The sequence below is a fragment of the Alicycliphilus sp. T452 genome (assembly GCF_054512775.1).
The window spans coordinates 1-26,122 of record NZ_JBTNEH010000009.1 but is presented as its reverse complement, the minus strand read 5'-3'; the positions used below and the strand labels follow the sequence as shown (position 1 = coordinate 26,122).

25 protein-coding genes and 1 pseudogene are annotated in these 26,122 nt (G+C 67.0%); 10 read left to right on the top strand and 16 right to left on the bottom strand.

Going from position 1 to position 26,122, the window contains the following annotated elements; genetic code table 11:
* Positions 1-5: 5 nt before the first annotated feature.
* Genes ubiD through ubiU form a run of 6 tightly spaced genes read right to left on the bottom strand, consistent with a single transcriptional unit; the run spans position 6 to position 5,119 of the window.
* Positions 6-1,490, bottom strand: coding sequence for a 4-hydroxy-3-polyprenylbenzoate decarboxylase (gene ubiD / locus ACX12L_RS09990; RefSeq protein WP_459262396.1), 1,485 nt, complete (start codon positions 1,488-1,490; stop codon positions 6-8).
* Positions 1,491-1,545: 55 nt separating this feature from the next.
* Positions 1,546-2,130 carry a UbiX family flavin prenyltransferase gene (locus ACX12L_RS09985; protein WP_459262395.1) on the bottom strand — a complete coding sequence of 195 codons (585 nt, stop codon included), beginning with the start codon at positions 2,128-2,130 and terminating at the stop codon, positions 1,546-1,548.
* Positions 2,127-2,534: a putative zinc-binding protein gene (locus ACX12L_RS09980; protein ID WP_459262394.1), complete on the bottom strand. Its 408-nt coding sequence runs from the start codon at positions 2,532-2,534 to the stop codon at positions 2,127-2,129. The genes ACX12L_RS09985 and ACX12L_RS09980 overlap by 4 nt, the downstream gene beginning before the upstream one ends.
* Positions 2,531-3,049 (bottom strand): ubiquinone anaerobic biosynthesis accessory factor UbiT, encoded by a 519-nt coding sequence (gene ubiT / locus ACX12L_RS09975; RefSeq protein WP_459262393.1) that lies wholly within the window; start codon positions 3,047-3,049, stop codon positions 2,531-2,533. Before ubiT ends, ACX12L_RS09980 begins: the two co-directional genes overlap by 4 nt.
* A 19-nt stretch (positions 3,050-3,068) precedes the next feature.
* On the bottom strand, positions 3,069-3,974 hold the full coding sequence (locus ACX12L_RS09970) for a U32 family peptidase (RefSeq protein ID WP_459262525.1): 906 nt from the start codon (positions 3,972-3,974) through the stop codon (positions 3,069-3,071).
* Between the two features lie 23 nt (positions 3,975-3,997).
* Positions 3,998-5,119, bottom strand: coding sequence for a ubiquinone anaerobic biosynthesis protein UbiU (gene ubiU, locus ACX12L_RS09965; protein ID WP_459262392.1), 1,122 nt, complete (start codon positions 5,117-5,119; stop codon positions 3,998-4,000).
* 199 nt (positions 5,120-5,318) lie between these two features.
* Between ubiU and ACX12L_RS09960 the strand changes: the two genes are divergently transcribed.
* A complete protein-coding gene (locus ACX12L_RS09960) occupies positions 5,319-6,689 on the top strand; it encodes a tryptophanase (protein WP_459262391.1) in 1,371 nt (456 codons plus the stop codon).
* A gap of 61 nt (positions 6,690-6,750) precedes the next feature.
* Here the strand turns inward: ACX12L_RS09960 and ACX12L_RS09955 are convergent, their stop codons facing one another.
* The 4 genes from ACX12L_RS09955 to grpE form a co-directional block, all read right to left on the bottom strand.
* A complete protein-coding gene (locus ACX12L_RS09955) occupies positions 6,751-7,416 on the bottom strand; it encodes a PEP-CTERM sorting domain-containing protein (RefSeq protein ID WP_459262390.1) in 666 nt (221 codons plus the stop codon).
* A gap of 215 nt (positions 7,417-7,631) precedes the next feature.
* Positions 7,632-8,765: a molecular chaperone DnaJ gene (gene dnaJ / locus ACX12L_RS09950; RefSeq protein WP_459262389.1), complete on the bottom strand. Its 1,134-nt coding sequence runs from the start codon at positions 8,763-8,765 to the stop codon at positions 7,632-7,634.
* Positions 8,766-8,864: 99 nt separating this feature from the next.
* Positions 8,865-10,811, bottom strand: a complete 1,947-nt coding sequence (dnaK, locus tag ACX12L_RS09945) for a molecular chaperone DnaK (protein WP_459262388.1) — start codon at positions 10,809-10,811, stop codon at positions 8,865-8,867.
* An 83-nt stretch (positions 10,812-10,894) separates the two neighbouring features.
* Positions 10,895-11,437 carry a nucleotide exchange factor GrpE gene (grpE, locus tag ACX12L_RS09940; RefSeq protein ID WP_459262387.1) on the bottom strand — a complete coding sequence of 181 codons (543 nt, stop codon included), beginning with the start codon at positions 11,435-11,437 and terminating at the stop codon, positions 10,895-10,897.
* 237 nt (positions 11,438-11,674) lie between these two features.
* On the opposite strand from grpE, the gene rpsF reads away from it, so the two are divergent.
* The 6 genes from rpsF (at position 11,675) to amaB (ending at position 16,332) form a co-directional block, all read left to right on the top strand.
* Positions 11,675-12,049, top strand: a complete 375-nt coding sequence (gene rpsF, locus ACX12L_RS09935) for a 30S ribosomal protein S6 (protein ID WP_013519928.1) — start codon at positions 11,675-11,677, stop codon at positions 12,047-12,049.
* 22 nt (positions 12,050-12,071) lie between these two features.
* Positions 12,072-12,362: a primosomal replication protein N gene (gene priB / locus ACX12L_RS09930; RefSeq protein ID WP_459262386.1), complete on the top strand. Its 291-nt coding sequence runs from the start codon at positions 12,072-12,074 to the stop codon at positions 12,360-12,362.
* 18 nt (positions 12,363-12,380) lie between these two features.
* Positions 12,381-12,662: a 30S ribosomal protein S18 gene (gene rpsR, locus ACX12L_RS09925; protein ID WP_011794373.1), complete on the top strand. Its 282-nt coding sequence runs from the start codon at positions 12,381-12,383 to the stop codon at positions 12,660-12,662.
* 14 nt (positions 12,663-12,676) lie between these two features.
* The gene (gene rplI / locus ACX12L_RS09920) at positions 12,677-13,129 is read left to right on the top strand and encodes a 50S ribosomal protein L9 (RefSeq protein WP_459262385.1); all 453 of its coding nucleotides are present in this window, start codon (positions 12,677-12,679) and stop codon (positions 13,127-13,129) included.
* Positions 13,130-13,313: 184 nt separating this feature from the next.
* Complete coding sequence (dnaB, locus tag ACX12L_RS09915) at positions 13,314-14,729, top strand: replicative DNA helicase (protein WP_459262384.1); 1,416 nt, start codon at positions 13,314-13,316, stop codon at positions 14,727-14,729.
* 70 nt (positions 14,730-14,799) lie between these two features.
* A complete protein-coding gene (gene amaB, locus ACX12L_RS09910; protein ID WP_459262383.1) occupies positions 14,800-16,332 on the top strand; it encodes an L-piperidine-6-carboxylate dehydrogenase in 1,533 nt (510 codons plus the stop codon).
* A gap of 88 nt (positions 16,333-16,420) precedes the next feature.
* On the opposite strand, the gene ACX12L_RS09905 is transcribed toward amaB, so the two are convergent.
* From ACX12L_RS09905 to ACX12L_RS09895, 3 genes are all read right to left on the bottom strand, one after another.
* Positions 16,421-18,157 (bottom strand): PhoH family protein, encoded by a 1,737-nt coding sequence (locus ACX12L_RS09905; protein ID WP_459262382.1) that lies wholly within the window; start codon positions 18,155-18,157, stop codon positions 16,421-16,423.
* Between the two features lie 159 nt (positions 18,158-18,316).
* Positions 18,317-18,805 (bottom strand): peroxiredoxin, encoded by a 489-nt coding sequence (locus ACX12L_RS09900; protein ID WP_459262381.1) that lies wholly within the window; start codon positions 18,803-18,805, stop codon positions 18,317-18,319.
* Between the two features lie 170 nt (positions 18,806-18,975).
* The gene (locus ACX12L_RS09895) at positions 18,976-19,665 is read right to left on the bottom strand and encodes a DUF3334 family protein (RefSeq protein WP_459262380.1); all 690 of its coding nucleotides are present in this window, start codon (positions 19,663-19,665) and stop codon (positions 18,976-18,978) included.
* A gap of 271 nt (positions 19,666-19,936) precedes the next feature.
* Here ACX12L_RS09895 and ACX12L_RS09890 point away from each other — a divergent pair, with 271 nt between their 5' ends.
* The 3 genes from ACX12L_RS09890 to ACX12L_RS09880 are packed head-to-tail and all read left to right on the top strand — an operon-like array spanning position 19,937 to position 21,776.
* A complete protein-coding gene (locus ACX12L_RS09890) occupies positions 19,937-20,503 on the top strand; it encodes a cytochrome b (RefSeq protein ID WP_459262379.1) in 567 nt (188 codons plus the stop codon).
* Positions 20,504-20,559: 56 nt separating this feature from the next.
* Entirely contained in the window at positions 20,560-21,141 is a 582-nt protein-coding gene (locus ACX12L_RS09885) for a YceI family protein (RefSeq protein WP_459262378.1), read from the top strand.
* 59 nt (positions 21,142-21,200) lie between these two features.
* Positions 21,201-21,776 carry a YceI family protein gene (locus ACX12L_RS09880; RefSeq protein WP_459262377.1) on the top strand — a complete coding sequence of 192 codons (576 nt, stop codon included), beginning with the start codon at positions 21,201-21,203 and terminating at the stop codon, positions 21,774-21,776.
* A gap of 83 nt (positions 21,777-21,859) precedes the next feature.
* On the opposite strand, the gene ACX12L_RS09875 is transcribed toward ACX12L_RS09880, so the two are convergent.
* From ACX12L_RS09875 to ACX12L_RS09865, 3 genes and pseudogenes are all read right to left on the bottom strand, one after another.
* Entirely contained in the window at positions 21,860-24,172 is a 2,313-nt protein-coding gene (locus ACX12L_RS09875) for an NADP-dependent malic enzyme (RefSeq protein ID WP_459262376.1), read from the bottom strand.
* Between the two features lie 135 nt (positions 24,173-24,307).
* A complete protein-coding gene (locus tag ACX12L_RS09870; RefSeq protein ID WP_459262375.1) occupies positions 24,308-25,795 on the bottom strand; it encodes a nucleobase:cation symporter-2 family protein in 1,488 nt (495 codons plus the stop codon).
* A 209-nt stretch (positions 25,796-26,004) separates the two neighbouring features.
* Positions 26,005-26,122, bottom strand: a pseudogene (locus ACX12L_RS09865) (IS5/IS1182 family transposase); the annotation flags it as partial.

Sequence of the window (26,122 nt, the reverse complement as noted above, 5' to 3'; positions counted from 1 at the left end):
TGCCGTCAAAGGCCCAGGTCGTCGGCCAGCGCGTCCATGCGCTGGCGCACGTCCGCATCCATGGCCATGGGGCGGCCCCATTCGCGCTGGGTCTCGCCGGGCCATTTGTTCGTGGCGTCCAGGCCCATCTTGCCGCCCAGGCCGGCCACGGGCGAGGCGAAGTCCAGGTAGTCGATGGGGGTGTTCTCGATGAGCATCGTGTCGCGCACCGGGTCCATGCGCGTGGTCATGGCCCAGATGACCTCCTTCCAGTCGCGCGCGTCGATGTCGTCGTCGACGACCACGATGAACTTGGTGTAGAGGAACTGGCGCAGGTGGCTCCACACGCCCATCATCACGCGCCGTGCGTGGCCGGCGTAGGCCTTCCTGATGCGCACCACGGCCAGCCGGTAGCTGCAGGCCTCGGGCGGCAGGTAGAAGTCCACGATCTCGGGGAAGGCGCGCTGCAGCAGCGGCACGAACAGTTCGTTGAGCGCCAGGCCCAGCATGGCGGGCTCGTCCGGCGGCTTGCCGGTGTAGGTGCTGTGGTAGATCGCGTCCTCGCGCAGCGTGATGCGCTCCACGGTGAACACGGGGAACTCGGCGCATTCGTTGTAGTAGCCGGTGTGGTCGCCGTAGGGGCCCTCCAGCGCGTGGCGCCAGCCGCTCGGGTGGCCGGCGTCGGGGTGGATGTGGCCTTCGAGCACGATCTCGGCCTGGGCCGGCACCGAGAGGGGCACGCCGATGGCCGGCGCCACCTCGGTGCGCGCGCCGCGCAGCAGGCCCGCGAACTGGTATTCCGACAGGGTGTCGGGCACGGGCGTGACGGCGCCCAGGATGGTCGCCGGGTCGGCCCCTATGGCCACCGCCACGGGGTAGGGCTTGCCGGGGTTCTGGCGGCAATGCTCGGCAAAATCGAGCGCGCCGCCGCGGTGCGCCAGCCAGCGCATGATGAGTTCGTTCTTCGACAGCAGCTGCTGGCGGTAGATACCCAGGTTCTGCCGCGCCTTGTGCGGGCCGCGCGTGATGGTCAGGCCCCAGGTGACGAGCGGCGCCACGTCGCCGGGCCAGCAGTGCTGGATGGGCAGCCGGCCCAGGTCCACGTCGGCGCCCTCCCAGACGATCTGCTGGCAGGGCGGGCGGCGCACGGTGGACGGCGCCATGCTCCACAGGGTCTTGACGAGGTCGCGCCGGCCCCACAGGTCCTTCATGCCGCGCGGCGGCTCGGGCTCCTTGAGCTGGGCCAGCACCTCGCCGAAGGCGCGTATCTCGGCCAGGCCCGCCACGCCCAGCGCGCGCGCTACGCGCGCGGGCGTGCCGAACAGGTTGGCCAGCACCGGCAGCGAGTGGCCCGCGGGGTTCTCGAACAGCAGCGCCGGACCGCCGGCGCGCAGCACGCGGTCGCTGAGCGCCGTCATCTCCAGGTGCGGCGAGACCGGGGCGGCGATGCGGCGCAGCTCGCCTGCGGCCTCCAGCTGGGCCAGGAAGTCGCGCAGGTCACGGTAGTGCATTTTCAAGCCAAATCTTGCTCCAGCGCTTGTCCATAAAGCGCTGGAAGCTATCAAATCAGGAGTTCTTGGGCAGGCCCTGCCAGCGCGGCGCCAGGTCGTTGTCCAGGCCCAGCAGATCCAGCGCGCGGGCCACGCTGTGGTCCACGATCTCGCCGATGGTGGTGGGGCGCTGGTAGAAGGCGGGCATGGGCGGGCAGCAGATTGCGCCCAGCTCGGTCACGGTGGCCATGTTGCGCAGATGCACCAGGTGCAGGGGCGATTCGCGCGTGAGCAGCACCAGGCGGCGGCGCTCCTTGAGCACCACGTCGGCGGCGCGGGTCAGCAGGTTGTCGGCCAGGCCATGGGCGATGGCCGCCAGCGTGCGCATGGAGCAGGGCGCCACCACCATGCCGTGCGCGGCGAAGGAGCCGCTGGCGATGCTGGCGCCCACGTCGGCCAGGTCGTGCACGTGGTCGGCCAGGGCCTCGACCTCGGCACGCTCCATGTCCAGCTCGTGGCGCAGGTTGAGCCAGCCCGCGTGCGACACGACCAGGTGCGACTCCACGCCCTCCATGCCCTGCAGCGCCTGCAGCAGGCGCGCGCCATAGACGGCGCCGCTGGCGCCGGAGATGCCGACGACGATGCGTTTCGGGGGGCTCATGCGCGGCCCCCGCGCAAGGGGTGGTCGCGCAGGTCGGCCTCGATGCGGCCCAGCACCTCGGCCGCCTGGGCGGCGTCGAAGTCCTGGTGGTTGCGTTTCTTCACGCCGTATTCATGCAGCTGGTAGTGGCGCGCGGGGGCGATGCGGTGTCGCGCCAGGCTGCTCCTGACGCACACCAGGGGGCAGCCGTCGAGCGCGATGATGGGGCGGCCGCTCATGGCGAGCCTGACCAGCTTGGGCACGTCGCCGCCGACCCCGGCGATGCACGACATCTCGGCCATGCCGCGCCGGTCCATCTGCACGGCGATGTGGTTGGCCAGCTGCGCGGCGCTGGAGCAGCCGGAGCAGGAGTAGACCAGGGGCTGGTCTTCCTGCGGGGCAGGGTCGGTGGTGGATGCGCTCATGGCCGGGGCTTCAGGAACGAGGGCAGGGGCGGCAGCTGGCGCAGCAGGTGCGGGGCCTTGCGCTCCAGGACCGCGCGCGGGCTCCAGTGGCTGGGGGCGAGCACGGGCAGCTCCAGCGCGTCGAGCGCGTTCTTGACCACCAGGCCCAGCTCGGTGTCGCCCTCCATGACCAGGCGGCGGTTGAAGAACAGCGTGTCCGGGTCCTGGCGGCGCTGCGCCAGCAGCAGGAAGTCCTGCGCGTTGGCGCTGATGGCCAGGTCGGGGTTGGCCTGCGGCGCGCTGGGTGCGAAGCGCTGGCCGTTCCAACCGAAGTCGAAGCCCAGGCGCGCGTCGCGCACGCGGATGGCCAGGCGTTTGCCCTGCAGGATGTCCTTGACGTCCTGCGGCAGCTGCCTGGCCAGCGCGAAGTTGATGGCCGCCACCAGGAGCATGGAGCCCGGGTAGGCCGGCAGGCGCGCGAGCACGGCGCCCACGGGGCGCGGCAGGGTGAAGGGGGCGGGCGGGGTCGCGTTCATGGCGTGTGTTCCTCGTGGTTCAGGCGATGGCCGGCGCCGGCGTGATCAGGTCCAGGCCCGGCTTGCCGTGCCAGTAGCCGTTGCAGGACGCCTCGGGCATGAAGGGGCGCATGTTGGCGAGCGCGGCGGGGTCCGGCCGCTCGGCGCGGCGTGCGGCGTCGAAGGCGGCGATGATCTTGTCCATGTGCTGCGACTGCGGGGACAGGCGCAGGATGTCTGCTCCGGCCGCGCGCAGCGCGGGTATGTCGCCCACCAGATTGTGCACGCGCGCCGACTGGGTCTGGATGCCGTTGATGACCAGGAAGGGCTCTTTCTCGCGCGTCTGCAGCAGCTGGCCGTCCGGGTGCTCGATGCAGCGGAAGCCGCAGTCGTCCTTGGGCAGGTTGTAGTGGCGCGCCGTGAAGCAGCGCGCCGAGAACGCGAGCGGCATGCGGCCGTAGGCGAACACCTCCGTTTCCAGGCCGGCGGGCTTGTCCTTGAGCAGCGCGGCCAGGTCGCTCTGGCGCATCTCCAGCGGCATGACCCAGCGGCGCGCGCCCAGGCCGGCCATCCAGGCCAGGGTGTCGGCGTTGAAGATGTTGAGCTGCGGGCCGGCGACGAAGGGCCGCTTGCCCGCCAGGTTGTGCACGGCGCCCATGTCGCCCGCCTCGACGAGGAATTCCTCGTCGCGCGCGATCTTGTGCATGTCGGCCACATCGCTGGTCGATTCCAGCAGCACCATGGTGGACATGACGGCCTCCTTGCCGGCACCCTGCAGCATGCGCGCGATGTCCATCCAGTCGCTTCTCCGCAGCTCGTGGCGGCGCGAGCACACGGCTTCGCCCAGGTAGACGATGTCCACCGGGGTCTCGGCCATGGCTTGGTAGAACTCGAAAACGGTCTCGCGCGGCCAGTAGTACTGCACGGGGCCCAGGGCCAGCTTCATCATCGGCTTATCCATCGTGTCCATCACTTCCAGGGGCGGTGGTAGGCGCCCAGCGTGTGCTGCTGGCCTTCGGCCACCTGGTCCAGGCTGGCCATCCAGGCGGTCTTGGGTGCGTACAGGTGGCCCTGCGCCATGCAGTGGTCTATGGCCTCGCGCCAGACCTTGGTGACCTGGGCCACGTAGGCGGGGCTCCTCTGGCGGCCCTCGATCTTGAAGGCGCGCACGCCCATCTTGACCAGCTGGGGCAGCAGCTCCAGCGTGTTCAGGCTGGTGGGCTCCTCCAGCGCGTAGTAGTTGCTCTCGCCCTCCACGTCGAAGCGCCCCTTGCACAGCGTGGGGTAGCCGGCGTTCTCGCCCTGGCCGTAGCGGTCGATGAGCACGCCGTTCAGGCGCGCCTGAAGCCCCTGGGGCGTTTCCTGCCAGCGCACGAACTTGGCCGGCGAGCACACGCCGTGCGTGTTGGGCGATTCGCCCGTGGCGTAGGACGAGAGCGCGCAGCGCCCCTCCACCATCACGCACAGGCTGCCGAAGCCGAAGACCTCGATCTCCACGCTGGTGCGCTGCGTTACTTGCTTGACCTGCTCCAGCGACAGCACGCGCGGCAGCACGGCGCGCTGGATGTTGAACTGCGCGTGGTACAGGTTGATGGCGTCGTGGTTGGTGGCCGAGCCCTGCACCGACAGGTGCAGGCGCAGGTCGGGGTGCCGCTCGCTGGCGTAGCGCATCAGGCCCGGGTCGGCCAGGATGATGGCGTCCACGCCCCAGGCGCTGGCCCGGTCGAGCGCGGAACGCCAGGGCGCGGGGTTGGTCGCCTGCGGGTAGGTGTTGAGCGCCATCAGCACCTTGCGGCCGCGGCCGTGGGCATAGGCGATGCCGTTCTGGATGGCGGCCTCGTCGAAGTTCAGGCCGGCGAAGTTGCGCGCGTTGGTCGCGTCGCGCAGGCCCAGGTAGACGCAGTCGGCGCCGCCGTCGATGGCCGCCTTGAGCGCGGGCAGGCTGCCGGCGGGGCAGACCAGTTCGGGGGCGGCAGGGGCGGCGCTGGCGGCCGTATCGATGGTGCTGGCTGAGGAGGGGCTGGCAAGGGCGTTCACGGCGGGTTCCGGTGCTGTTCTGGTGCGGGCGTTTCCCCGCAGGCCGCACACCATAGGACGATGCAAAAGACCACAAGCTGATTTTTGTCAAGGGCAGGCGGCGTATTGCCGATGCCTTCGATAGGAAATGGGCTCGGGCGCATGTTGCAGCGGCGGCGGGTTTTTTCCGCCAATGTTGGAAAAGACCGACACCATGGTTTTGGGGGCGGGTCTACCTTCGCGCATCCACCACACGTATCTGGAGCGACAGACCATGCCCAAGACCCTCATCGAGCCGTTTCGCATCAAGAGCGTCGAACCCATCCGCATGACCACGCGCGCCGAGCGCGAGCGCCTGCTCGAAGAGGCCAGGCTCAACGTCTTCAAGCTGCGCGCCGAGGACGTGCTCATCGACTGGCTCACCGACTCGGGCACGGGCGCCATGTCCGCGCGCCAGTGGGGCGCCATCATGGAGGGCGACGAGAGCTACGCCGGCGCGCGCAGCTTCTTCCGTCTCGAAAAGGTGATCCAGGACATCACCGGCATGGCGCACTTCGTGCCCACGCACCAGGGCCGCGCGGCCGAGAAGGTGCTGTTCACGGCGGTGTGCAGGAAGGGCGACCTGGTGCCCAACAACTGCCACTTCGACACCACGCGCGGCAACCTCGAATACATGGGCGTGGAGGCCGTGGACCTGGTCATCGCCGAGGGGCTGCAGCCCGCGGCGATCCACCCGTTCAAGGGCAACATCGACCTGGACCGCGCCGAGGCACTGCTGAAGAAGGAGGGCGGCCGCATTCCCTTCGGCATGCTCACGGTGACCAACAACACGGGCGGCGGCCAGCCCGTGTCCATGGCCAACATCCGCGCCTACAGCGCCTTGCTGAAGCAATACGGCAAGCCCTTCGTCATGGACGTGTGCCGCTTCGCCGAGAACGCCATGTTCATCAAGATGCGCGAGCGTGGCTACGAGAACACCCCCGTGCGCGAGATCGCCCGCGAGATGTTCTCCTACGCCGACGGCGCGACCATGAGCGCCAAGAAGGACGGCATGGTCAACATCGGCGGCTTCATCGTCCTGCGCAGCGACGAATGGCTGGACGAGGTCAGGAACGACCTGATCATGATGGAGGGCTTTCCCACCTACGGCGGCATGGCCGGACGCGACCTGGAGGCGCTGGCCGTGGGGCTGGAGGAAGGGCTGCAGGAGGACTACCTGCGCTACCGCCTGCGCACCGCCGAATACCTGGGCGAGCGCCTGGAGGCGGCCGGGGTCGGCTTCGTCAAGCCCACCGGGGGCCATGCCGTCTACATCGACGCGCGCACCGTGCTGCCCGACATGCCCGTGCAGCACTACCCGGCCTGGGCGCTGTGCAACGCGCTCTACCTGGAGGGCGGCATCCGCGGCGTGGAGATCGGCTCGGTGATGTTCGGCAAGCGCCTGGAGGACGGCACCGAAACCTACCACAGCATGGAACTGGTGCGCCTGGCCTTCCCGCGCCGCATGTACACGCAAAGCCACTTCGACTACGCGGCCGAGGTGATCGCCGAGGTCAAGGCCAAGGCCGCGGGCATCCGCGGCGTGAGGATCACCAGGCAGCCCAAGTTCCTGCGGCATTTCACCTGCGAGTGCGCTTGGGTGTGAGGGCTCTTGGCGCCCCCTGCATCGGCAGCGGATGCGGGATGACTGCTGCGATGCCTGGGGGTCAGGCCAGCTCGGGCACGCGCGGCTGCGAGGGGCTGCGGCGCCGGGCTGCGGCAGCGCCGAGCAGCCCCAGGCCCAGCAATGCCATGCTGCCTGGCTCGGGCACCTGATTGCCCGGGCTGCTGAATTCCATGGTTCCGGCCAGTTGGTAGGAGCATGCCTGGCAACCATTCCAGTTGGAATGCAGGGGACTGCCGCCATTGGCGTTGTCCCAGGACATGCCAAAGGTGTTGGCGTCGTCGCTCAGACCCACCTGCACCAGGGCGTTGGAGCCATCGAACAGGCCCGAGGCGCTGAAGTAGGCCACGTATTGCTGGCCGGGCGTGAGCGAGAGGCCGCCGGTGCCGATGACGACTTCGGTCCAGTCCGTGAAATTGCCACTGAAGACGGAAGAGGTGAACACCGACGTGCCCGCCCCGCCATTGACCCAGGTGGCCACGCCGGCATACAGCTGGCTGGTACTTGCATTCAGGGACTGCAAGATCAGGCTGAAACTGTCGAGCACCGTGTTGATGGCATCGGGCGTGGTGAAAACCTCGCCATAGGTGGTGGTGTCCGGCTCGCCCAGGGGCTGAATGCCGGTGCCGTTGAAGGTATTGGTGATCACCACATCGGCCTGGGCGCCAACCGAGGCCAGGGCGAGTACGAGGGCGGCAATGGTTTTCATGGTTGGATTGGGTCGAAATTACAGACGTGTATCAAAAAGCATTTTTCATGCCAAATAAAAAAGGCTTTGAAAATCAATGGGCCGTGCCAATCGATTGATACGTGATGTAAAAATTTTCGACAAATTGCCCTCGGAGTCTGGGGGAGGGGCGCCGGTAGCACCTCCAAGAAAAACGGCACGCCATGCGTGCCGTTTCTGCGCTTGCCGGGTGGCCGTCAGCTGAAGAAACTCTTGAGCCTGTCGGTCCAGCTCTCGGTCGAGGGCGAGTGCTTGCCCCCGCCTTTCTTCAGCGACTCGTCGAGTTCGCGCAGGAGCTTGCGCTGGTGCTCGGTGAGCTTGACCGGCGTCTCCACCACGATGTGGCAGTACAGGTCGCCGGGGTAGCTCGCACGCACCCCCTTGATGCCCTTGCCGCGCAGGCGGAACTGCTTGCCCGCCTGCGTGCCCTCGGGGATGTCGATGGCCGCCTTGCCCGCGAGCGTGGGCACCTCGATCTCGCCGCCCAGCGCCGCGGTGATGAAGCTCACCGGCACCTGGCAATGCAGGTCGTCGCCATCGCGTTCGAAGATGTCGTGCTTTCGCACGCGGATCTCTATGTACAGGTCGCCCGGCGGGCCGCCGTTGGTGCCCGGTTCGCCGTTGCCGGAGGAGCGGATGCGCATGCCGTCGTCGATGCCGGCGGGGATCTTCACCTCCAGCGTCTTCTGCTTCTTGATCTTGCCCTGGCCGTGGCAGGCGGTGCAGGGCTCGGGAATGATCTTGCCCGTGCCGCGGCAGTGGGGGCAGGTCTGCTGCACGCTGAAGAAGCCCTGGCGCATCTGCACCGCGCCCGCCCCGTTGCAGGTGCCGCAGGTCTTGGCGCTGGTGCCGGGCTTGGCGCCGCTGCCATGGCAGGTGTCGCAGGACTCCCAGCTCGGGATGCGGATCTGCGCCTCCTTGCCCTTGGCGGCCTCCTCCAGCGTGACGTCCATGGCGTAGGACAGGTCGTTGCCGCGGTAGACCTGGCGCCCGCCGCGCCCCCCGCGGCTGCCGCCGAACATGTCGCCGAAGATGTCCCCGAAGGCCTCGGCAAAGCCGCCAAAGCCTTCGGCGCCGCCCATGCCGCCGCGCATGTTGGGATCCACGCCGGCGTGTCCGTACTGGTCGTAGGCGGCGCGTTTTTGCGCGTCGGACAGGATCTCGTAGGCTTCCTTGACCTCCTTGAACTTTTCCTCGGCGGGCTTGGCGGCGTCACCCTGGTTGCGGTCAGGGTGGTACTTCATGGCGAGCTTGCGATAGGCTTTCTTGAGCTCGTCGTCCGAGGCGTTCTTGGGAACGCCGAGGACCTCGTAAAAATCTCTCTTGGACATGGGGGTTCTTCAGGCCGGTTGGAGCAGGAACGCCGCGCGAGCCCCGATATGCTGGGGTCCGGCGCGGCGGTTGGGCGGGCAATGCTGCGTTGGCGCGGGTCAGCCCTTCTTGACTTCCTTGACCTCGGCGTCCACCACGTTGTCGTCCTGCGCGGCGGCGCCGGCGGAGGCGCCCGCCGAGGCCTGTGCGGCCGCGGCATCGGCGCCCGCACCCTGGGCCGCCTGGGCATCGGCGTACATCTTCTCACCGAGCTTCTGGCTGGCGGTCATCAGGGCCGTGGTCTTTTCCTCGATGGCGGCCTTGTCCTCGCCCTTGAGGGCGGCTTCCAGGTCCTTCACCGCGGCTTCGATCTTCTCCTTCTCGCCGGCGTCGAGCTTGTCGCCGTGCTCGGCCAGGCTCTTGTGCACGGTGTGCACTGCGGCCTCGCCCTGGTTGCGCGCCTGTACCAGTTCCAGCTTCTTGTGGTCCTCGGCGGCGTTGAGCTCGGCGTCCTTCACCATCTTCTGGATCTCCTCCTCGGACAGGCCCGAGTTGGCCTTGATGGTGATCTTGTTTTCCTTGCCCGTGCCCTTGTCCTTGGCGCCCACGTGCAGGATGCCGTTGGCGTCGATATCGAAGCTCACCTCGATCTGCGGCGTGCCGCGCGATGCGGGCGGGATGCCCTCCAGGTTGAACTCGCCCAGCAGCTTGTTGGCGCTGGCGATCTCGCGCTCGCCCTGGAACACCTTGATCGTCACGGCGGGCTGGTTGTCCTCGGCCGTGGAGAAGGTCTGCGCGAACTTCGTCGGGATCGTGGTGTTCTTGGTGATCATCTTGGTCATCACGCCGCCCAGGGTCTCGATGCCCAGCGACAGCGGCGTCACGTCCAGCAGCAGCACGTCCTTGCGGTCGCCGCTGAGCACCTGGCCCTGGATGGCCGCGCCCACGGCCACGGCCTCGTCGGGGTTCACGTCCTTGCGCGGCTCCTTGCCGAAGAACTCCTTGACCTTGTCCTGCACCTTGGGCATGCGCGTCATGCCGCCGACCAGGATCACGTCGTTGATGTCGGACACGCCGATGCCGGCATCCTTGATGGCCGTGCGGCAGGGCGCGATGGTGCGCTCGATCAGGTCATCGACCAAGGACTCCAGCTTGGCGCGCGTGAGCTTGATGTTCAGGTGCTTCGGGCCCGAGGCATCGGCCGTGATGTAGGGCAGGTTGATGTCGGTCTGCGCGGAGTTCGACAGCTCGATCTTGGCCTTCTCGGCGGCTTCCTTGAGGCGCTGCAGGGCCAGCACGTCCTTGGACAGGTCCACGCCCTGTTCCTTCTTGAACTCGCCGATGATGTAGTCGATGATGCGTTGGTCGAAGTCCTCGCCGCCCAGGAACGTGTCGCCGTTGGTGGCCAGCACCTCGAACTGCTTTTCACCGTCCACGTCGGCGATCTCGATGATGGACACGTCGAACGTGCCGCCGCCCAGGTCATAGACGGCGATCTTGCGGTCGGCCTTGTCCTGCTTGTCCAGGCCGAAGGCCAGCGCGGCTGCGGTGGGTTCGTTGATGATGCGCTTGACGTCCAGGCCCGCGATGCGGCCGGCGTCCTTGGTGGCCTGGCGCTGGCTGTCGTTGAAGTAGGCCGGCACGGTGATCACGGCCTCGGTCACGGGTTCGCCCAGGTAGTCCTCGGCGGTCTTCTTCATCTTGCGCAGCACTTCGGCGCTGATCTGCGGGGGGGCCAGCTTCTGGCCGCGCACCTGCACCCAGGCGTCGCCGTTGTCGGCCTTGACGATCTCGAAGGGCATCAGGTCGATGTCCTTCTGCACTTCCTTTTCCTCGAACTTGCGGCCGATCAGGCGCTTGGCGGCGTAGATGGTGTTCTTGGGGTTGGTGACGGCCTGGCGCTTGGCGGAGGCGCCGACGAGGATCTCACCGTCTTCCTGGTAGGCAATGATGGAGGGCGTGGTGCGCGCGCCCTCGCTGTTCTCGATCACACGCGTGGTGTTGCCTTCCATGATGGACACGCAGCTGTTGGTGGTGCCCAGGTCGATGCCGATGATCTTTCCCATGTTTTTCTCCGTGATGTCTGAAATGTCTGGATAGCCAGTAACTTGTGGATACGCCGCCCTTATTCAAGCGGGCGCGATGTTTTTTATTTGGGCGCAGTGACAGTCACCAGGGCCGGGCGCAGCACCCGGTCGGCGATCAGGTAGCCCTTTTGCAGCACGCTGACGATGGTGTTGGCCTCCTGATCGGCCGGCACCATGCTGATCGCCTGGTGCTGGTGGGGGTCGAACCTGGCGCCGCTGGCCGGGTTGATGACCACCACCTTGTTGCGCTCCAGCGCACCGACCAGCTGGCGCAGCGTGGCATCCGAGCCCTCGCGCAGCTGTTCGGCCGTTGCGCTCTCGATGGACAGGGCGGCGTCCAGGCTGTCGCACACGGGCAGCAGGCTCTCGGCAAAGCTCTCGATGCCGAACTTGCGCGCCTTGGAGACTTCTTCCTCGGCGCGGCGGCGGGCGTTCTCGGCCTCGGCCTTGGCGCGCAGGAACTGGTCGGCCAGATCGGCGCTCTTGGCCTTGAGCTCGGCGAGCTCGGCCTGCAGGCGGGCCAGCTCGTCGGCCGCATTCGCCGCCAGCGCGGCTTCGACCTCTTCGGGGGTGGGTGCGGGGTTCTGGTTCTGGGTGTCGGACATGTCGGCTACGGTTGGATTGGAACTGTGGAGTGCTTATCCGCGGCACATGGGTGCGGGCCGGGAAATTTCAAGCAAGGACGCGGCCCGCGCCGCCGTTTGCCGCCATCGGCATGATCTGGGTCGGTGGCGCGCCGGGCCGCAGTGTACAAGCTTCGCAGGGGAGCGCTATAATGCCCGGCTTTGCCTTGCCACACTGCTACACGACGCGGCGGGTGGTGTCATCCAAAAGGAGTTTGCATGCGTCACTACGAAATCATTTTGTTGATCCATCCGGATCAAAGCGAGCAGGTTCCGGCCATGCTGGAGCGCTACAAGGGCATGATCACCGCCGGCGGTGGCCAGGTGCACCGCGTGGAAGACTGGGGCCGCCGCCAGCTGGCCTACCTGATCAACAAGCTCGCCAAGGCCCACTACCTGTGCCTGAACATCGAGGCCGACCAGGCCGTGATGGCCGAGCTGGAGCACGCCTTCAAGTTCAACGACGCCGTGCTGCGCCACCTGACCGTGCAGAAGAAGAAGGCCGAGACCGGCCCGTCTTCCATGATGAAGACTGTCGAGCGCGAAGAAGCCCGCAAGGCCAGCCAGGCCGAGTTCGCCGCCACCGAGCGCTGATAGACCGGCCATCCCAGGAGGTGTGAACAACCACTGTGCCCTGACGGCCTGTATCGCCGAGGCTCAGCCCCTGCGCTACACGCCTGCCGGCCTGCCGGCGCTGGATTTGCGGCTCGAGCACGAGTCGCTGCAGCACGAGGCAGGCGCCGGGCGCCAGGTCAAGGCCAGCGTCAAGGCGGTCGCCTTCGGCAGTCTGGCCGAGCGGCTGGCCCGGCAGGCGCTGGGAAGCCTCTGGACATTCCGGGGGTTCCTGGCCACGGGGCGGGGCGGCAAGGGTCTGGTGTTCCACATCCAGGATATTCAACAAGATTAACTTTCAAGAGGCTCGAAAATGGCCACGTTCAAGAAATTCAACAAGGACAAGCGTCCGAAGCGCAACACCCAGTCGCTGCTGTTCAAACGCAAGCGCTTCTGCCGCTTCACCGTCGCCGGCGTCGAGGAAATCGACTACAAGGATGTGGACACGCTGCGTGACTTCATCGCCGAGAACGGCAAGATCATCCCCGCGCGCCTGACCGGCACGCGCGCCATCTACCAGCGCCAGCTCAACACCGCCATCAAGCGCGCCCGCTTCCTGGCCCTGGTGCCCTACAGCGACCAGCACAAGATCTAAGGAGCACGATTCCCATGCAAGTCATCCTGCTCGACAAGGTCGTCAACCTCGGCAGCCTCGGCGAAATCGTCAAGGTCAAGGACGGTTACGCCCGCAACTTCCTGATTCCCACCGGCCGCGCCCGCCGCGCCACCGAGGCCGCCAAGGCCGAGTTCGAAGCCCGCCGTGCCGAACTGGAGAAGGCCGCCGCCGAGAAGCTGGCCGCCGCCCAGGCGCAAGGCGAGAAGCTGGCCGGCTCCGCCGTCAAGCTGACGCAGAAGGCCGGCGTGGACGGCCGCCTGTTTGGCTCCGTCACCAACGGCGACATCGCCGAAGAGCTGAACAAGCAAGGCTACGACCTGGTGAAGTCGCAGATCCGCCTGCCCAACGGCCCGATCAAGACCGTGGGCGACAACACCATCACGGTGGCGCTGCACACGGACGTGGTCGTCGAAGTGACCGTGTCGGTCTACGGCGAAACCGCCTGACGCCCGCGCGCCCAGGCGCTTCCGACGAGAGCCGCCCCCTGGGGCGGCTCTTGTTTTTTGTCCGCCTCCTTTTGCACGGGGATCCCACCGCCTGTGCACCCGTTATCCACAGAGTTGTGCAGTGACGGGCTTCCCCGCGGCCGCTAGCATTCCACGCTTGCCCTCTCTCGAAAGCCATTCCCCCATGTCTGCCGTTCTGCCCGATCTCATCGACGGCTATGTCGCCGCGCCGCCGGACCGCGAGGTTGCCCTGCTGCGCGTGCCGCCGCATTCCATCGAGGCCGAGTCCAGCGTGCTCGGCGGCCTGCTGCTGGACAACATGGCCTGGGACCGCGTGGGCGACCTGCTCGTGGACGGCGACTTCTACCGCCACGAGCACCAGCAGATCTATTCGGCCATCGGCGCGCTCATCAACGTCAGCAAGCCCGCCGACGTGATCACGGTGTACGAGCACCTGCAGGGCCTGGGCAAGGCTGAGGAAACCGGCGGCCTGGCCTATCTCAACAGCCTGGCGCAGTACGTGCCCAGCGCCAGCAACATCCGCCGCTACGCGGAGATCGTGCGCGAGCGCGCCATCCTGCGAAAGCTCGTCACGGCCAGCGACGAGATCGCCACCAACGCGTTCAACCCCCAGGGCAAGCCGGTCGAGCGCATCCTCGACGAGGCCGAGCAGAAGATCTTCGCCATCGGCGAGGAGGGCTCGCGCATGAAGCAGGGCTTCCAGTCGCTCGACACCCTGGTCATCGACCTGCTCGACCGCGTGCAGGAGATGGCCGACAACCCCATGGACGTGACCGGCGTGCCCACGGGCTTCATGGACCTGGACCGCATGACCAGCGGCCTGCAGGCGGGCGACCTCGTGGTGCTGGCCGCTCGCCCGTCGATGGGCAAAACCTCGTTCGCGGTGAACATCGCCGAGCACGTGGCGCTCAACGAGGGCCTGCCCGTGGCCATCTTCTCGATGGAAATGGGCGCGGCGCAGCTCGCGGTGCGTATCGTGGGCTCGATCGGCCGCGTGAACCAGGGCAACCTGCGCACCGGCAAGCTCTCCGACGAGGAATGGCCGCGCCTGACCGAGGCCATCGAGCGCCTGCGCACCGTGAGCCTGCACATCGACGAGACGCCCGGCCTCACGCCGTCCGAGCTGCGCGCCAACGCGCGGCGCCTGGCGCGCCAGTGCGGCAAGCTGGGGCTGATCGTGGTGGACTACCTGCAGCTCATGAGCGGCTCGGGCTCGAGCAGCTCCGACAACCGCGCGACCGAGCTCGGCGAGATCTCGCGAGGCCTGAAGATGCTGGCCAAGGAGCTGCAATGCCCGGTGATTGCGCTCTCGCAGCTCAACCGATCGGTGGAGCAGCGCACCGACAAGCGCCCCATGATGAGCGACCTGCGCGAATCGGGCGCCATTGAGCAGGACGCGGACATCATCATGTTCATCTACCGCGACGACTACTACAACAAGGACAGCAAGGAGCCCAACATCGCCGAGGTGATCATCGGCAAGCAGCGCAACGGCCCCACGGGCACGGTGAAGCTGTTCTTCCAGAAGAACCAGACGCGCTTCGAGAACCTGGCCATGGGTGCGGGCGACGATTACTGATTCTTCTGATTTGATAGCTGCCAGCGATTGCTGCATAAGCGTTAGAGGCTATTTTTGATGGAGGTGTGCAATGACGGACTCCCGCACATGCCTGCAGCAGATCCTGCAGGCGCTGGACCTGGACCTGCGGGCCCATGAGGGCACGGACCTGACCATCCGCGCGCCGCGCGACGGCGCGGTGCTGGCCGGCCTGGCGTCGCACACCCCGGAGCAGGCGCAGGCCGCGGTCGAATGCGCCCACAGCGCCTTTCTGGCCTGGCGCAGCGTGCCCGCGCCGGTGCGCGGCGAACTGGTGCGCCGCCTGGGCGGGCTGCTGCGCCGGCACAAGGCGGCCCTGGGAGAACTGGTGTCGCTGGAGGCGGGCAAGATCGCCGCCGAGGGGCGGGGCGAGGTGCAGGAGATGATCGACATCTGCGACTTCGCCGTCGGCCTGTCGCGCCAGCTCCACGGCCTGACGATCGCCAGCGAGCGGCCCGGCCACCGCATGATGGAAACTTGGCACCCCATGGGCGTGGTGGGCATCATCTCGGCCTTCAACTTCCCCGTGGCGGTGTGGTCGTGGAACGCCGCGCTGGCCCTGGTCTGCGGCAATGCCATCGTCTGGAAGCCATCGGAGAAGACGCCGCTCGCGGCGATCGCCTGCCAGCACCTGCTGCAGCGGGCCATCGCGGAGTTCGAGCAGGAAAGGCCGGGCACCGTGCCCGAGGGCCTGAGCCAGCTGCTGATCGGCGGGCGCGACGTGGGCGCGGTGCTCGCAGCCAGCGCGCGGGTGGCGGTGCTCAGCGCCACGGGCTCGGTGCGCATGGGCCGGCAGGTGGCCGTGAAGGTGGCCGAGCGCCTGGGCCGCGCCATCCTGGAACTGGGCGGCAACAACGCCATGATCGTCACGCCCACGGCCGACCTGGAGCTGGCCGCGCGCGCCATCACCTTCGCGGCGGTGGGCACGGCGGGCCAGCGCTGCACCACGCTGCGGCGCCTGATCGTGCACGCATCGGTGGCCGATGCGCTGCTTGCACGGCTGGAGCGGATCTACCGGAGCATCGCGATCGGCGACCCGCTGCAGGCGGGCACGCTGGTCGGGCCGCTGATCGACCGCGCGGCGTTCGACGCCATGCAGCGGGCGCTGGAGCAGGCCCGCGCCGAGGGCGGCCGGGTGCTGGGCGGCGAGCGCGTGCGCGAGGACCTTGGCGCGCACGCATGGTACGTGCGCCCGGCGCTGGTGCGCATGCCGTGGCAGTCCGCGGTGATGGAGCAGGAGACCTTCGCGCCTATCCTCTACGTGGTGCGCTACGAGGGCGACACTGATGAGGCGATCGCGCTGCAGAACGCGGTGCCGCAGGGCCTGTCGTCGGCCATCTTCACCGCCAGCCTCGGCGACGCCGAGCGCTTCATGTCGGCCGCGGGCAGCGACTGCGGCATCGCCAACGTGAACATCGGCACCTCGGGCGCCGAGATCGGGGGCGCCTTCGGCGGCGAGAAGGAGACCGGCGGCGGGCGCGAGTCCGGCTCGGATGCCTGGAAGGGCTACATGCGCCGTGCCACCAACACCATCAACTACAGCGGCGCGCTGCCGCTCGCGCAGGGCGTGCGTTTCGACGTCTGAACGGGCGGCGGGCAGAATTTCAAATGAAATACCGCCTTGACGCCCATCCAGCCTGCACTGGTAGCTATCTTCTTGAAAGTTCCAGGGGCTACAGCACCTCGCTGGCGAAGTCCGCCAGGCGCGAGCGTTCGCCGCGCGCGAGCAGGATGTGGCCGCTGTGGGGCCAGCCCTTGAAACGGTCCACGGCGTAGGTCAGGCCGGAGCTGCCCTCGGTCAGGTAGGGCGTGTCGATCTGGGCCAAGTTGCCCATGCAGATGATCTTGGTGCCCGGGCCGGCGCGCGTGATCAGCGTCTTCATCTGCTTCGGGGTCAGGTTCTGCGCCTCGTCGATGATCACGTACTTGTTCAGGAAGGTGCGCCCGCGCATGAAGTTCATGCTCTTGATCTTGATGCGGCTGCGGATCAGCTCGTTGGTGGCGGCGCGCCCCCATTCGCCGGCGTTGCCGCCGTCGCCCTTGGCCAGGAACTCCAGGTTGTCGTCGAGCGCGCCCATCCAGGGGCCCATCTTCTCCTCCTCGGTGCCGGGCAGGAAGCCGATGTCCTCGCCCACGCTCACCGTGGCGCGGGTCATGATGATCTCGGTGTAGCGGCGCTCGTCCAGCACCTGGGTCAGGCCCGAGGCCAGCGCCATCAGCGTCTTGCCCGTGCCCGCCGTGCCGGTCAGCGTGACGAAGTCCACGTCGGGGTCCATGAGCAGGTTCATGGCGAAGTTCTGCTCGCGGTTGCGCGTGTTCACGCCCCAGACGGCGTTCTTGGCCGAGCCGTAGTCCTTGAGGGTTTCCAGCACCGCCGTCTTGTCGCGGATCTCGGTCACGCGCGCGTGCAGGCTGGGCTCGCCCGGCGCCTCGAAGTACACGAACTGGTTGATCATGAGCTGCGACACCACCGGACCGCCGATGCGGTAGTACATGTGCGCGCCGCTCTGCCAGCTCTCCACGTTCCGGCCGGCCTTGGTCCAGAAGTCCGGGGGCAGGGCCAGGCTGCCGGTGTACAGCAGATCGCCGTCCTCCAGGGCCTTGTCGTTCTGGTAGTCCTCGGCGACCAGGCCCAGTGCGCGGGCCTTCACGCGCATGTTGATGTCCTTGGACACCAGCACCACATCGCGCGGCGCGTGCAGCTTGCGCAGGGCCTCCACCACGCCCAGGATCTGGTTGTCCGCCTTGCCCTGGGGCAGGCTGGAGGGCAGCTGGTAGGACAGCGGCGCCGTCTGGAAGAACAGGCTGCCCGTGGCGGCGCGCTGGCCCGTGGCATCGAGCTTGAGGCCGTGGGCCATGTCGTCGGCGCCATGGGCCGCGGCCAGCGCATCCAGCGTGCGGCTGGCCTGGCGGCCGTTGCGGGCGACCTCGGTCATGCCCTTCTTGTGGGCGTCGAGTTCCTCCAGCACGATCATCGGCAGGAAGATGTCGTGTTCCTCGAAGCGGAACAGGCTCGTCGGGTCGTGCAGCAGCACGTTCGTGTCGAGCACGAACATCTTCTTCGGGCCCGTGGCGCGGCGCTTGCGCGGGGCGGCGGCCGCCACGGTGCGGATGGGCGTGACGTTGCTCGCCCCGGCCGGGGCCGCGTCATGCACAGGCCTGTCCTGCGCCGGCTTGCCGCGGGCCTGCGTGACCGCAGCGGCCTTGGCGGGCTCGGCCACTTTGGCGGCTGCGGGGGCGGCGGCCGTCGCGCCGCCCGCCCTGGTTTTGGCGCGCTTGCGCGGCGTGCCCGGGAGGGGAGCCGTCTCGGCTGCTGCGGATTCTTGCGTTTCCTCCTGGGGGGGCGTCAGGAGATACGCCTCGGGCTTGAGCAGGGCGGCGCGCTTGGTCGGGGCGGGGGGCAGGGGCATGGTGCGAAAGGTCTCGCTGAAGGGGGACGGTTCAGAAAGCACAAAGCCGCCTGGAGACCGAGGCGGCTTTGGTTGGAGAAGAGTGTGTTGCGTTTTTCAGCAGCATCGGCCCATTATGCATGCTCCATGCGACGGCTCCGGGACGGGGCTCTCTGGCGTTCAGGCGGCCTTCTTGACGGGGGCCTTGATGGTCTTGACGGCCTTGAGCACTTCGTCCACGTGGCCCGGCACCTTCAGGCCGCGCCACTCCTGCACCAGAATGCCCTCGGGGCTGACGAGGAAGGTGCTGCGCTCGATGCCCTTGACCTTCTTGCCGTACATGATCTTGTTCTTGACAACGCCGAACATGTGGCACATCTTCTCTTCCGTGTCGGCGATGAGCTCGAAGGGCAGTTCCAGCTTCTCCTTGAAGTCGTCATGGGACTTCATGTTGTCGCGCGACACGCCGAAGACCACGGCGCCGGCCTTCTCGAAGTCCTTGAACTTGTCGCGGAACTGCATGGCCTCGGTGGTGCAACCCGGGGTGTTGTCCTTCGGGTAGAAGTACAGGATCAGAATCTGGCCCTGGTGCGAAACGTTGGAGACCTTGATTCCTCCGGTCGCGTTGGCTTCAAATTCGGGAAGGGGCTTGTTGACAACGATCGCCATGGCACTTCTATCTCTCAGGAATTAGTCGATGAAAAGCCGGGGGAGTAGGTAGGTGGACTATTGGCATGGTGCCCCCGACCGCAACAGGCTATTTTACCTTGAATCACCTGCGTCCGCACCGCATGGCCCTTTCCCCCCGCGGGCTCCCGCGTCCCGCGGGGCGGGTGGGGCTACATGCCGAGGGACTTGAGCAGCGCCTGGGTGTCGTCGTCCGCCGCGGGAGTGGCGGGCGACGCGGCAGCCGGCACGGCCGCGACCTCGGCCATCAGGGCGTCGGGGTCGGGAGCGTCCTGGGGTTCGAAGTCGTAGAGCTTGATGAACTGCGTGTGATCGATCGCCAGCTCGAGGTAGAAGATATTGTTGTTGGCGGTGTAGAAGGAAACCCGGCGCGCCTCGGGCTGGTCCAGGTTGGCGTCCACGCTCAGCACCACCTGCTGGTTGATCACGAGCATCTTGGGCTGGTTTTGCGTGATGTGGGTCTGCAGCTCGCGCCGCACCTTGCCGGTGAAATCGCCCACCACCTGGTTCATGAGCTCGCCCATGACGTTGCCGACCTCGTCGGCCGTGAAGGAGCTCGCCAGGTCGCCCGCGGACATGCCCATGCTCAGCATGTAGCGCTCATAGATTTCCATGGCCGCGGCGGCCGAGAAATTGATGATGACCAGGCCCGAGAAACCGCCGTTGAACAGCACGAAGCAGCCGATGTCGGGTTTGAGGCAGGTCTTCGTGATGCGTTGCACCATGCCGGAGTAATGCACCGGCCCCTGCGTGGCGACCGACAGTACGCGCGTCACGGAGTTGCACAGGGAGATCAGCACGTCTTCGGTACCGTAGGCGACAGGGGCGTTCGAGGGAGTCATGGAACTGCTGAAAGAGAAACGGACAGGCGGCAGGAGGTGCCTGCGAAGTGCCGATCATGGCACGACAGTCAGACAAGGACGAAGGGAAAGATCCGGCGATGTGGAATGCCCACACTCATGGATTCATGAATTTTGAATAAAAACGTCAAACCAATTGAAACTTGGCGCATGTTGCCGGCTCTAGACTGCTGTATTCACAGATCCTTCCTGTCATCCTGGCGGCCCTGGTGCGCTGCGAGTGGCTTCTTTTTCCCTGGTACCTGCAATTTCCATGAGTTCTGTCATCACGCGACCCGCCGCACGCTACGGTGCCACCGCCATGGCGCTGCATTGGGTGCTGGGGCTGGCCATCGTGGCCATGCTCGGCATGGGCTGGTACATGGCGGGCCTGCCGTTCTCGCCGCAGCGCCTGAAACTCTACAACTGGCACAAGTGGGCCGGCGTGGCCATCCTGGCCTTGTCCGTGCTGCGCCTGATGGCGCGCCTCATCCGTCGGCCGCCGCCGCTGCCTGCAGACGTCCAGTCCTCGATGCCGCGCTGGCAGCAGCTGGCGCACCATGGCGTGCACCATCTGCTGTATGCGCTGTTCTTCATCGTGCCGCTGGTGGGCTGGGCCTACAGTTCGGCGGCGGGGTTTCCCATCGTGTTTCTGGGCCTGGTTCCGCTGCCGGATTTCGTGCCAGCCAGCCCCGCGCTGGCCGATGCCCTCAAGCCCTGGCATGCGCTGACGGCCTATGCCCTGGCCGCTCTGGTGGCGCTGCACGTGGCGGCGGTGTTCAAGCACCAATTCATCGACCGTGACGGCCTGATGGCCCGCATGCTGCCCGGCCGGGGCTGATGCGCAGTGGGCCGCGCACGACCTGTTTTCGCTATCACAGAATGGAGCATCCCGCCATGACAGCATTGACCTTGACCCGGCGCGCCGGCCTGGCGCTGGCCACCGCCGCCGCCCTTGCGGGCGGCCCCGCCCTCGCGCAGCAGCGGCTCGTTCCCGAGCAGAGCGAGATCGCCTTCGTGAGCAGGCAGATGGGCGTGCCCGTGGAGGGGAAGTTCAAGAAGTTCGACGCCCAGGTGGCGTTCGACCCGGCCAAGCTGGCCACGAGCAAGGTGGCGTTCACGGTCGATACCGGCAGCGCCACGCTGGGCGTGCGCGAGACCGATGCCGAACTGCCCAAGGCCGTGTGGTTCAACGTGCCCAAGTTCCCGCAGGCCACCTTCCAGTCCGGCGCCATCAAGGCCGTGGGCGCGGGCAAGTACGAGGTGGCTGGCAAGCTCAGCATCAAGGGCGTATCGCAGGACGTGGTGGTGCCCGTCACGCTCACGCAGAGCGGCGCGACGACCACCGCCGCCGGCAGCTTCGTCATCAAGCGACTGGCCTTCAAGATCGGCGAGAACGAATGGGCCGACACGTCCATGGTGGCCGACGATGTGCAGGTCAAGTTCAAGCTGGCCCTCGCCGGCGTGCCCAGGCCCTGATTGCGTCCCTTTCCCTCTACCCATCACCCTTTTCATCACCCCTCACGGAGTACCAGCCCATGCGTTCGACCCTTCTGGCCCTTGCCGCAGCAGCCGCCCTGTCCGCAGGCGCCGTGCACGCCCAGTCCGCCGCCTATGCAGTGGATCCCACGCACACCTTCGCCACGTTTGAGATCAGCCACTTCGGCGCCAGCGTGAACCGCGGCCGCTTCGACAAGAAGGAAGGCACGGTGCAGTTCGACAAGGCGGGCAAGACCGGCAAGGTGGAGCTCACGCTGGACATCGGCTCCATCAACACGGGAACGGCTTCGTTCAACAAGCACCTGCAAAGCGCGGAAATCTTCGACGCTGCGCAGTTCCCCACCGCACGCTTCGTCGGTGACAAGTTCACGTTCGAGGGCGACAAGGTGACGGCGGTGTCCGGCAACCTGACCATCAAAGGCAAGACCCAGCCCGTGACCTTCAAGGCCAGCCAGTTCGCCTGCTACGACAGCCCCATGCTCAAGCGCGAGGTGTGCGGCGGCGACTTCGAGGCCACCATCGACCGCACCGCCTTCGGCGTGGACTACGGCGTGCAGTACGGCTTTCCCAAGAGCGTGCGCATCGTGGCGCAGATCGAGGCCGTCAAGCAGTAATAAGGGCGCTGCTTCCCTTCGGTCCATGAAGAAAAAAGGGCTGGCGCCGCTGATGGCGCCAGCCCTTTTTGCTGCCGAAGCGGTTATTGCTGGCTGCGCGTGGCGCTGTTCACCACGGCCAGGGCCGTCATGTTCAGCACGCGGCGCACGGTGGCCGCGGGCGTGAGGATGTGGGCCGAGGCCGAGGTGCCCATGAGGACCGGGCCCACGGTCACGCCGCCGCTGGTGGTGGTCTTGAGCACGTTGTAGAGGATGTTGGCGGCGTCGATGTTCGGGCACACCAGCAGGTTGGCCTGGGAGGCGAGCGTGGAGTCCTGCAGGTAGGTGTTGCGGATCCTGGGCTCCAGCGCGGCGTCGCCGTGCAGCTCGCCGTCGCACTCGATGTCGGGGTGGCGCTCCACGAACAGGTCGCGCGCGGCGCGCATCTTGCGCGCCGACGCGCGCTTGGACGAACCGAAGCTCGAGTGCGACAGGAACGCCACCTTGGGCGGAAGGCCGAAGCGCTGCACCTCCTGCACCGCCGCCCAGGCAATGTCGGCCAGCTCCTCGGCCGTGGGGTCTTCGTTGACGTAGGTGTCGGTGATGAACAGCGTGCCGTTGTTCGGCGTCATGAGCGCGTTCAGCGCCGCGTACTTCCGTGCGCCGGGGGCGTGGCCGAGGATGTTGTGGATGCGCTCCAGGTGCGTTTCGTAGGTGCCGACCAGGCCGCAGACCATGGCGTCGGCATCGCCCAGCTTCACCATCAGCGAGGCGATGATGGTGTTGGAGCGGCGCACGGCGGCCTTGGCCATCTCGGGCGTGGCGCCGTCGCGTTTCATGAGCTGGTGGTAGGTCTCCCAGTACTGGCGGAAGCGCGGGTCGTCCGAGGGGTCGCAAACGTCCACGTCCTTGCCCGGCTGCATGCGCAGGCCGGCCTTGGCGATGCGCGCGGCGATCACGGCCGGGCGGCCGATGAGGATGGGGGAGGCAACGTTGTCGTCAATGGCGAACTGGGCGGCGCGCAGTGCGCGCTCGTCCTCGCCGTCGGCATAGGCGACGCGCTTTTGCGCCTTGGGCAGGGACTTGGCCGCGTTGAACACGGGACGCATCAGTATGCCGGTCTGGTACACGAAGCGGGTCAGGCTGCTCCTGTACGCATCCATGTCGGTGATGGGGCGCGTGGCCACGCCCGAGTCGGCCGCGGCCTGGGCCACGGCGGGCGCGATCTTCAGGATCAGGCGCGAGTCGAACGGCGTGGGGATCAGGTAGTCGGGGCCGAAGGCCAGCTCCTTGCCGGCGTAGGCGGCGGCCACTTCCTCGCTGACGTTCTCCTTGGCCAGGGCGGCGATCTGGCGCACGCAGGCCAGCTTCATGGCTTCGGTGATCTTGGTGGCGCCGCAGTCCAGCGCGCCGCGGAAGATGTAGGGGAAGCACAGGACGTTGTTGACCTGGTTGGGGTAGTCCGAGCGGCCGGTGGCGATGATGCAGTCGGGGCGCACGGCCTTGGCCAGTTCTGGGCGGATCTCGGGCTCGGGGTTGGCCAGCGCCAGGATGATGGGCTTGTCCGCCATGGTCTTGACCATCTCGGCCGTGAGCACGCCGGGGGCCGAGCAGCCCAGGAACACGTCGGCTCCATGGACCACGTCGGCGAGCGTGCGCGCGTCGGTCTTCTGCGCGTAGCGTGCCTTGGATTCGTCCATGCCGCCGGGACGGCCCTCGTAGATCACGCCCTTGGAGTCCACCATGTAGACGTGCTCGCGCTTCACGCCCAGGCCGACCATCACGTCCACGCAGGCGATGGCTGCGGCGCCCGCGCCGGAGACGGCTACCTTGACCTTGTCGATCTGCTTGCCGACGAGTTCCAGGCCGTTGAGCAGCGCGGCACTGGAGATGATGGCCGTGCCGTGCTGGTCGTCGTGGAACACCGGGATGTTCATGCGCTTGGACAGCTCGCGCTCGATGTAGAAGCACTCCGGCGCCTTGATGTCCTCCAGGTTGATGCCGCCGAGCGTGGGTTCGAGCGCGGCGACGATCTCGATGATCTTGTCCGGGTCGCGCGCGTCGAGCTCGATGTCGAACACGTCCACGCCCGCGAACTTCTTGAACAGGCCGCCCTTGCCCTCCATCACGGGCTTGCCGGCCAGCGGTCCGATGTCGCCCAGGCCGAGCACCGCAGTGCCGTTGGTGATCACGCCCACCAGGTTGCCGCGCGAGGTGTAGTCGAACGCCTTCGCCGGGTCGGCCTGGATATCCAGGCAGGGGTAGGCCACGCCGGGCGAATAGGCGAGCGACAGGTCGCGCTGGTTGGACAGCGGCTTGGTGGGGGTGACGGAAATCTTGCCCCGGGTGGGATTGCGGTGGTATTCCAGGGCGGCATCGCGCAGGGCTTGTTCGGCCGCGGTCAGTTCTTTTGACATGTGAGGATCAGGAAGGAAAGGAGATGGGGCGGCTTACCGAAGGCAGGCACGCGTCATCATAGAGATTGCATACAAACATAAAAACCCCACTGCGCAGGTGCGTGGGGTATGTGTGACAAGCGTAACAAAATCAGTTCAATGGGCTTCTGCCTGGCGTGCGGCTTCCACGGCGGCCGAAGCGTCGCCGCTGGCGCCGTTGAAGAAGACGTTCAGCAGCACGGCGGCAAGCGAGGATAGCAAGATGCCCGACTCGATCAGCGGATGGATGGCATGCGGCATCCATTGGCGGAACTGCGGAGCCACCAGCGGGATCATGCCGACGCCGATGGACACGGCGACGATCATCGCGTTGGAGCGGTTGGTCTTGAAGTCCACCGCGCTCAGGATGCGGATGCCCGTGGCGGCCACCATGCCGAACATCACCAGGCCCGCGCCGCCCAGCACCACGGTGGGCAGCGACTCGACCAGCGCGCCCATCTTGGGCAGCACGCCCAGCACGATCAGGATCACGCCCCCGGCCACGCAGACGAAGCGGCTCTTGACCCCCGTGACTGCCACCAGGCCCACGTTCTGCGAGAAGCTGGTGTAGGGGAAGGTGTTGAAGATGCCGCCGATGAGCGTGCCCAGGCCGTCGGTGCGCAGGCCGCGCTTGAGGTCTTCCTGGCTGATGTGGCGGTCGGTCATCTCGCCGAGCGCCAGGAACATGCCGGTCGATTCGATCATCACCACGATCATCACCAGCGTCATCGTCAGGATCAGGATGGGGTCGAAGATCGGCGTGGCGATCTCCAGCGGCAGCACGATGTCGAGCCAGGGCGCCTTGCCCACCTTCTCGAAGGTCATCAGGCCCATGGCCGCGGCCACGACGGCGCCGATGACGATGCCCAGCAGCACCGAGATGTTGGCGATGAAGCCCTTGGCGAAGCGGGCGATCAGCAGGATGGACACCAGCACCAGGGCCGAGATGCCCACGCCCGAAAGATCGGCGTACCTGGGGTTGGGCACCGTGGGCATGAGCTTCAGGCCCTGGGGCACGGGCGGCAGCGAGCTGCCCGGCGCGCCGGCCATGGCCTGCGCCTCGCTGAGCCACTTGGTGTACTCGGGGTTGACGACGCTCGGCGCCGTCGGCCCCACGGGATTGCCGAAGATCCAGTTGATGCCCACGCGCATCAGGCTGATGCCGATCACCGCGATGATGGTGCCCGTGACCACAGGCGGGAAGAAGCGCAGCATGCGGCTGACCAGCGGCGCTATCAGGATCGAGATCACGCCCGCCCCGATCACCGCGCCGAAGATCAGCCCCGCCCCCGCTTGGCCCGAGGTGGCCTGCGCCATCGACACCATGGGCGCGACGGCGGCGAAGGTCACGCCCATCATCACCGGCAGCTTGATGCCGAACCATTGCGTGGCGCCCAGCGCCTGGATCAGCGTGACCAGGCCGCAGCAGAACAGGTCGGCCGAGATCAGCTTGGTGACCTGGTCGGGCGTCAGGTTGAGCGCACGGCCGACGATCAGCGGCACCGCCACGGCGCCGGCGTACATCACCAGCACGTGTTGCAGGCCCAGGGCCGTCAGCCGCCCCAGGGGCAGGCGTTCATCGACAGGGTGGACGTTCGTGGACATAGGTTTTCCTCGGGTCATGTCTCTGTGCTGCCAGCGGGCCGCCACCGCGGCGGCCGCAACCGGTGCGCAGCAGTGTCTGTACACTGGAATCCATACAAAAAGTGTATACAAACAATCCGTGCAGCGGATATCAGGGTGATCCCTGGTTTTCGGGCGAAAGGCTCCGTGCTGCTGTCCTGGTCCCGGGGGCGTGGCCTCTCAGAACCTGTTTACGATCTCCTGAGTAGCAACGCCAAGAACGCCAAGTGGATGAACTGCAGGCTGGTGTTGAGCAGGCGCTCGCAGTTCTTCCACAGCCTGCGGTTCTTCTCCAGCCAGGCAAAGCTG

Coding starts and splice junctions, on each gene's coding strand:
- ubiD (WP_459262396.1), bottom strand. CDS start 1,490: ATGCACTACCGTGACCTGCGCGACTTCCTGGCCCAGCTGGAGGCCGCA.
- ACX12L_RS09880 (WP_459262377.1), top strand. CDS start 21,201: ATGCGTTCGACCCTTCTGGCCCTTGCCGCAGCAGCCGCCCTGTCCGCA.
- dnaB (WP_459262384.1), top strand. CDS start 13,314: ATGTCTGCCGTTCTGCCCGATCTCATCGACGGCTATGTCGCCGCGCCG.
- rpsF (WP_013519928.1), top strand. CDS start 11,675: ATGCGTCACTACGAAATCATTTTGTTGATCCATCCGGATCAAAGCGAG.
- ACX12L_RS09955 (WP_459262390.1), bottom strand. CDS start 7,416: ATGAAAACCATTGCCGCCCTCGTACTCGCCCTGGCCTCGGTTGGCGCC.
- ACX12L_RS09890 (WP_459262379.1), top strand. CDS start 19,937: ATGAGTTCTGTCATCACGCGACCCGCCGCACGCTACGGTGCCACCGCC.
- ACX12L_RS09870 (WP_459262375.1), bottom strand. CDS start 25,795: ATGTCCACGAACGTCCACCCTGTCGATGAACGCCTGCCCCTGGGGCGG.
- ACX12L_RS09900 (WP_459262381.1), bottom strand. CDS start 18,805: ATGGCGATCGTTGTCAACAAGCCCCTTCCCGAATTTGAAGCCAACGCG.
- ACX12L_RS09875 (WP_459262376.1), bottom strand. CDS start 24,172: ATGTCAAAAGAACTGACCGCGGCCGAACAAGCCCTGCGCGATGCCGCC.
- rpsR (WP_011794373.1), top strand. CDS start 12,381: ATGGCCACGTTCAAGAAATTCAACAAGGACAAGCGTCCGAAGCGCAAC.
- ACX12L_RS09885 (WP_459262378.1), top strand. CDS start 20,560: ATGACAGCATTGACCTTGACCCGGCGCGCCGGCCTGGCGCTGGCCACC.
- ubiT (WP_459262393.1), bottom strand. CDS start 3,049: ATGAACGCGACCCCGCCCGCCCCCTTCACCCTGCCGCGCCCCGTGGGC.
- dnaK (WP_459262388.1), bottom strand. CDS start 10,811: ATGGGAAAGATCATCGGCATCGACCTGGGCACCACCAACAGCTGCGTG.
- dnaJ (WP_459262389.1), bottom strand. CDS start 8,765: ATGTCCAAGAGAGATTTTTACGAGGTCCTCGGCGTTCCCAAGAACGCC.
- ACX12L_RS09970 (WP_459262525.1), bottom strand. CDS start 3,974: ATGAAGCTGGCCCTGGGCCCCGTGCAGTACTACTGGCCGCGCGAGACC.
- amaB (WP_459262383.1), top strand. CDS start 14,800: ATGACGGACTCCCGCACATGCCTGCAGCAGATCCTGCAGGCGCTGGAC.
- ubiU (WP_459262392.1), bottom strand. CDS start 5,119: ATGGTGTGCGGCCTGCGGGGAAACGCCCGCACCAGAACAGCACCGGAA.
- grpE (WP_459262387.1), bottom strand. CDS start 11,437: ATGTCCGACACCCAGAACCAGAACCCCGCACCCACCCCCGAAGAGGTC.
- ACX12L_RS09905 (WP_459262382.1), bottom strand. CDS start 18,157: ATGCCCCTGCCCCCCGCCCCGACCAAGCGCGCCGCCCTGCTCAAGCCC.
- rplI (WP_459262385.1), top strand. CDS start 12,677: ATGCAAGTCATCCTGCTCGACAAGGTCGTCAACCTCGGCAGCCTCGGC.
- ACX12L_RS09960 (WP_459262391.1), top strand. CDS start 5,319: ATGCCCAAGACCCTCATCGAGCCGTTTCGCATCAAGAGCGTCGAACCC.
- ACX12L_RS09985 (WP_459262395.1), bottom strand. CDS start 2,130: ATGAGCCCCCCGAAACGCATCGTCGTCGGCATCTCCGGCGCCAGCGGC.
- ACX12L_RS09980 (WP_459262394.1), bottom strand. CDS start 2,534: ATGAGCGCATCCACCACCGACCCTGCCCCGCAGGAAGACCAGCCCCTG.
- ACX12L_RS09895 (WP_459262380.1), bottom strand. CDS start 19,665: ATGACTCCCTCGAACGCCCCTGTCGCCTACGGTACCGAAGACGTGCTG.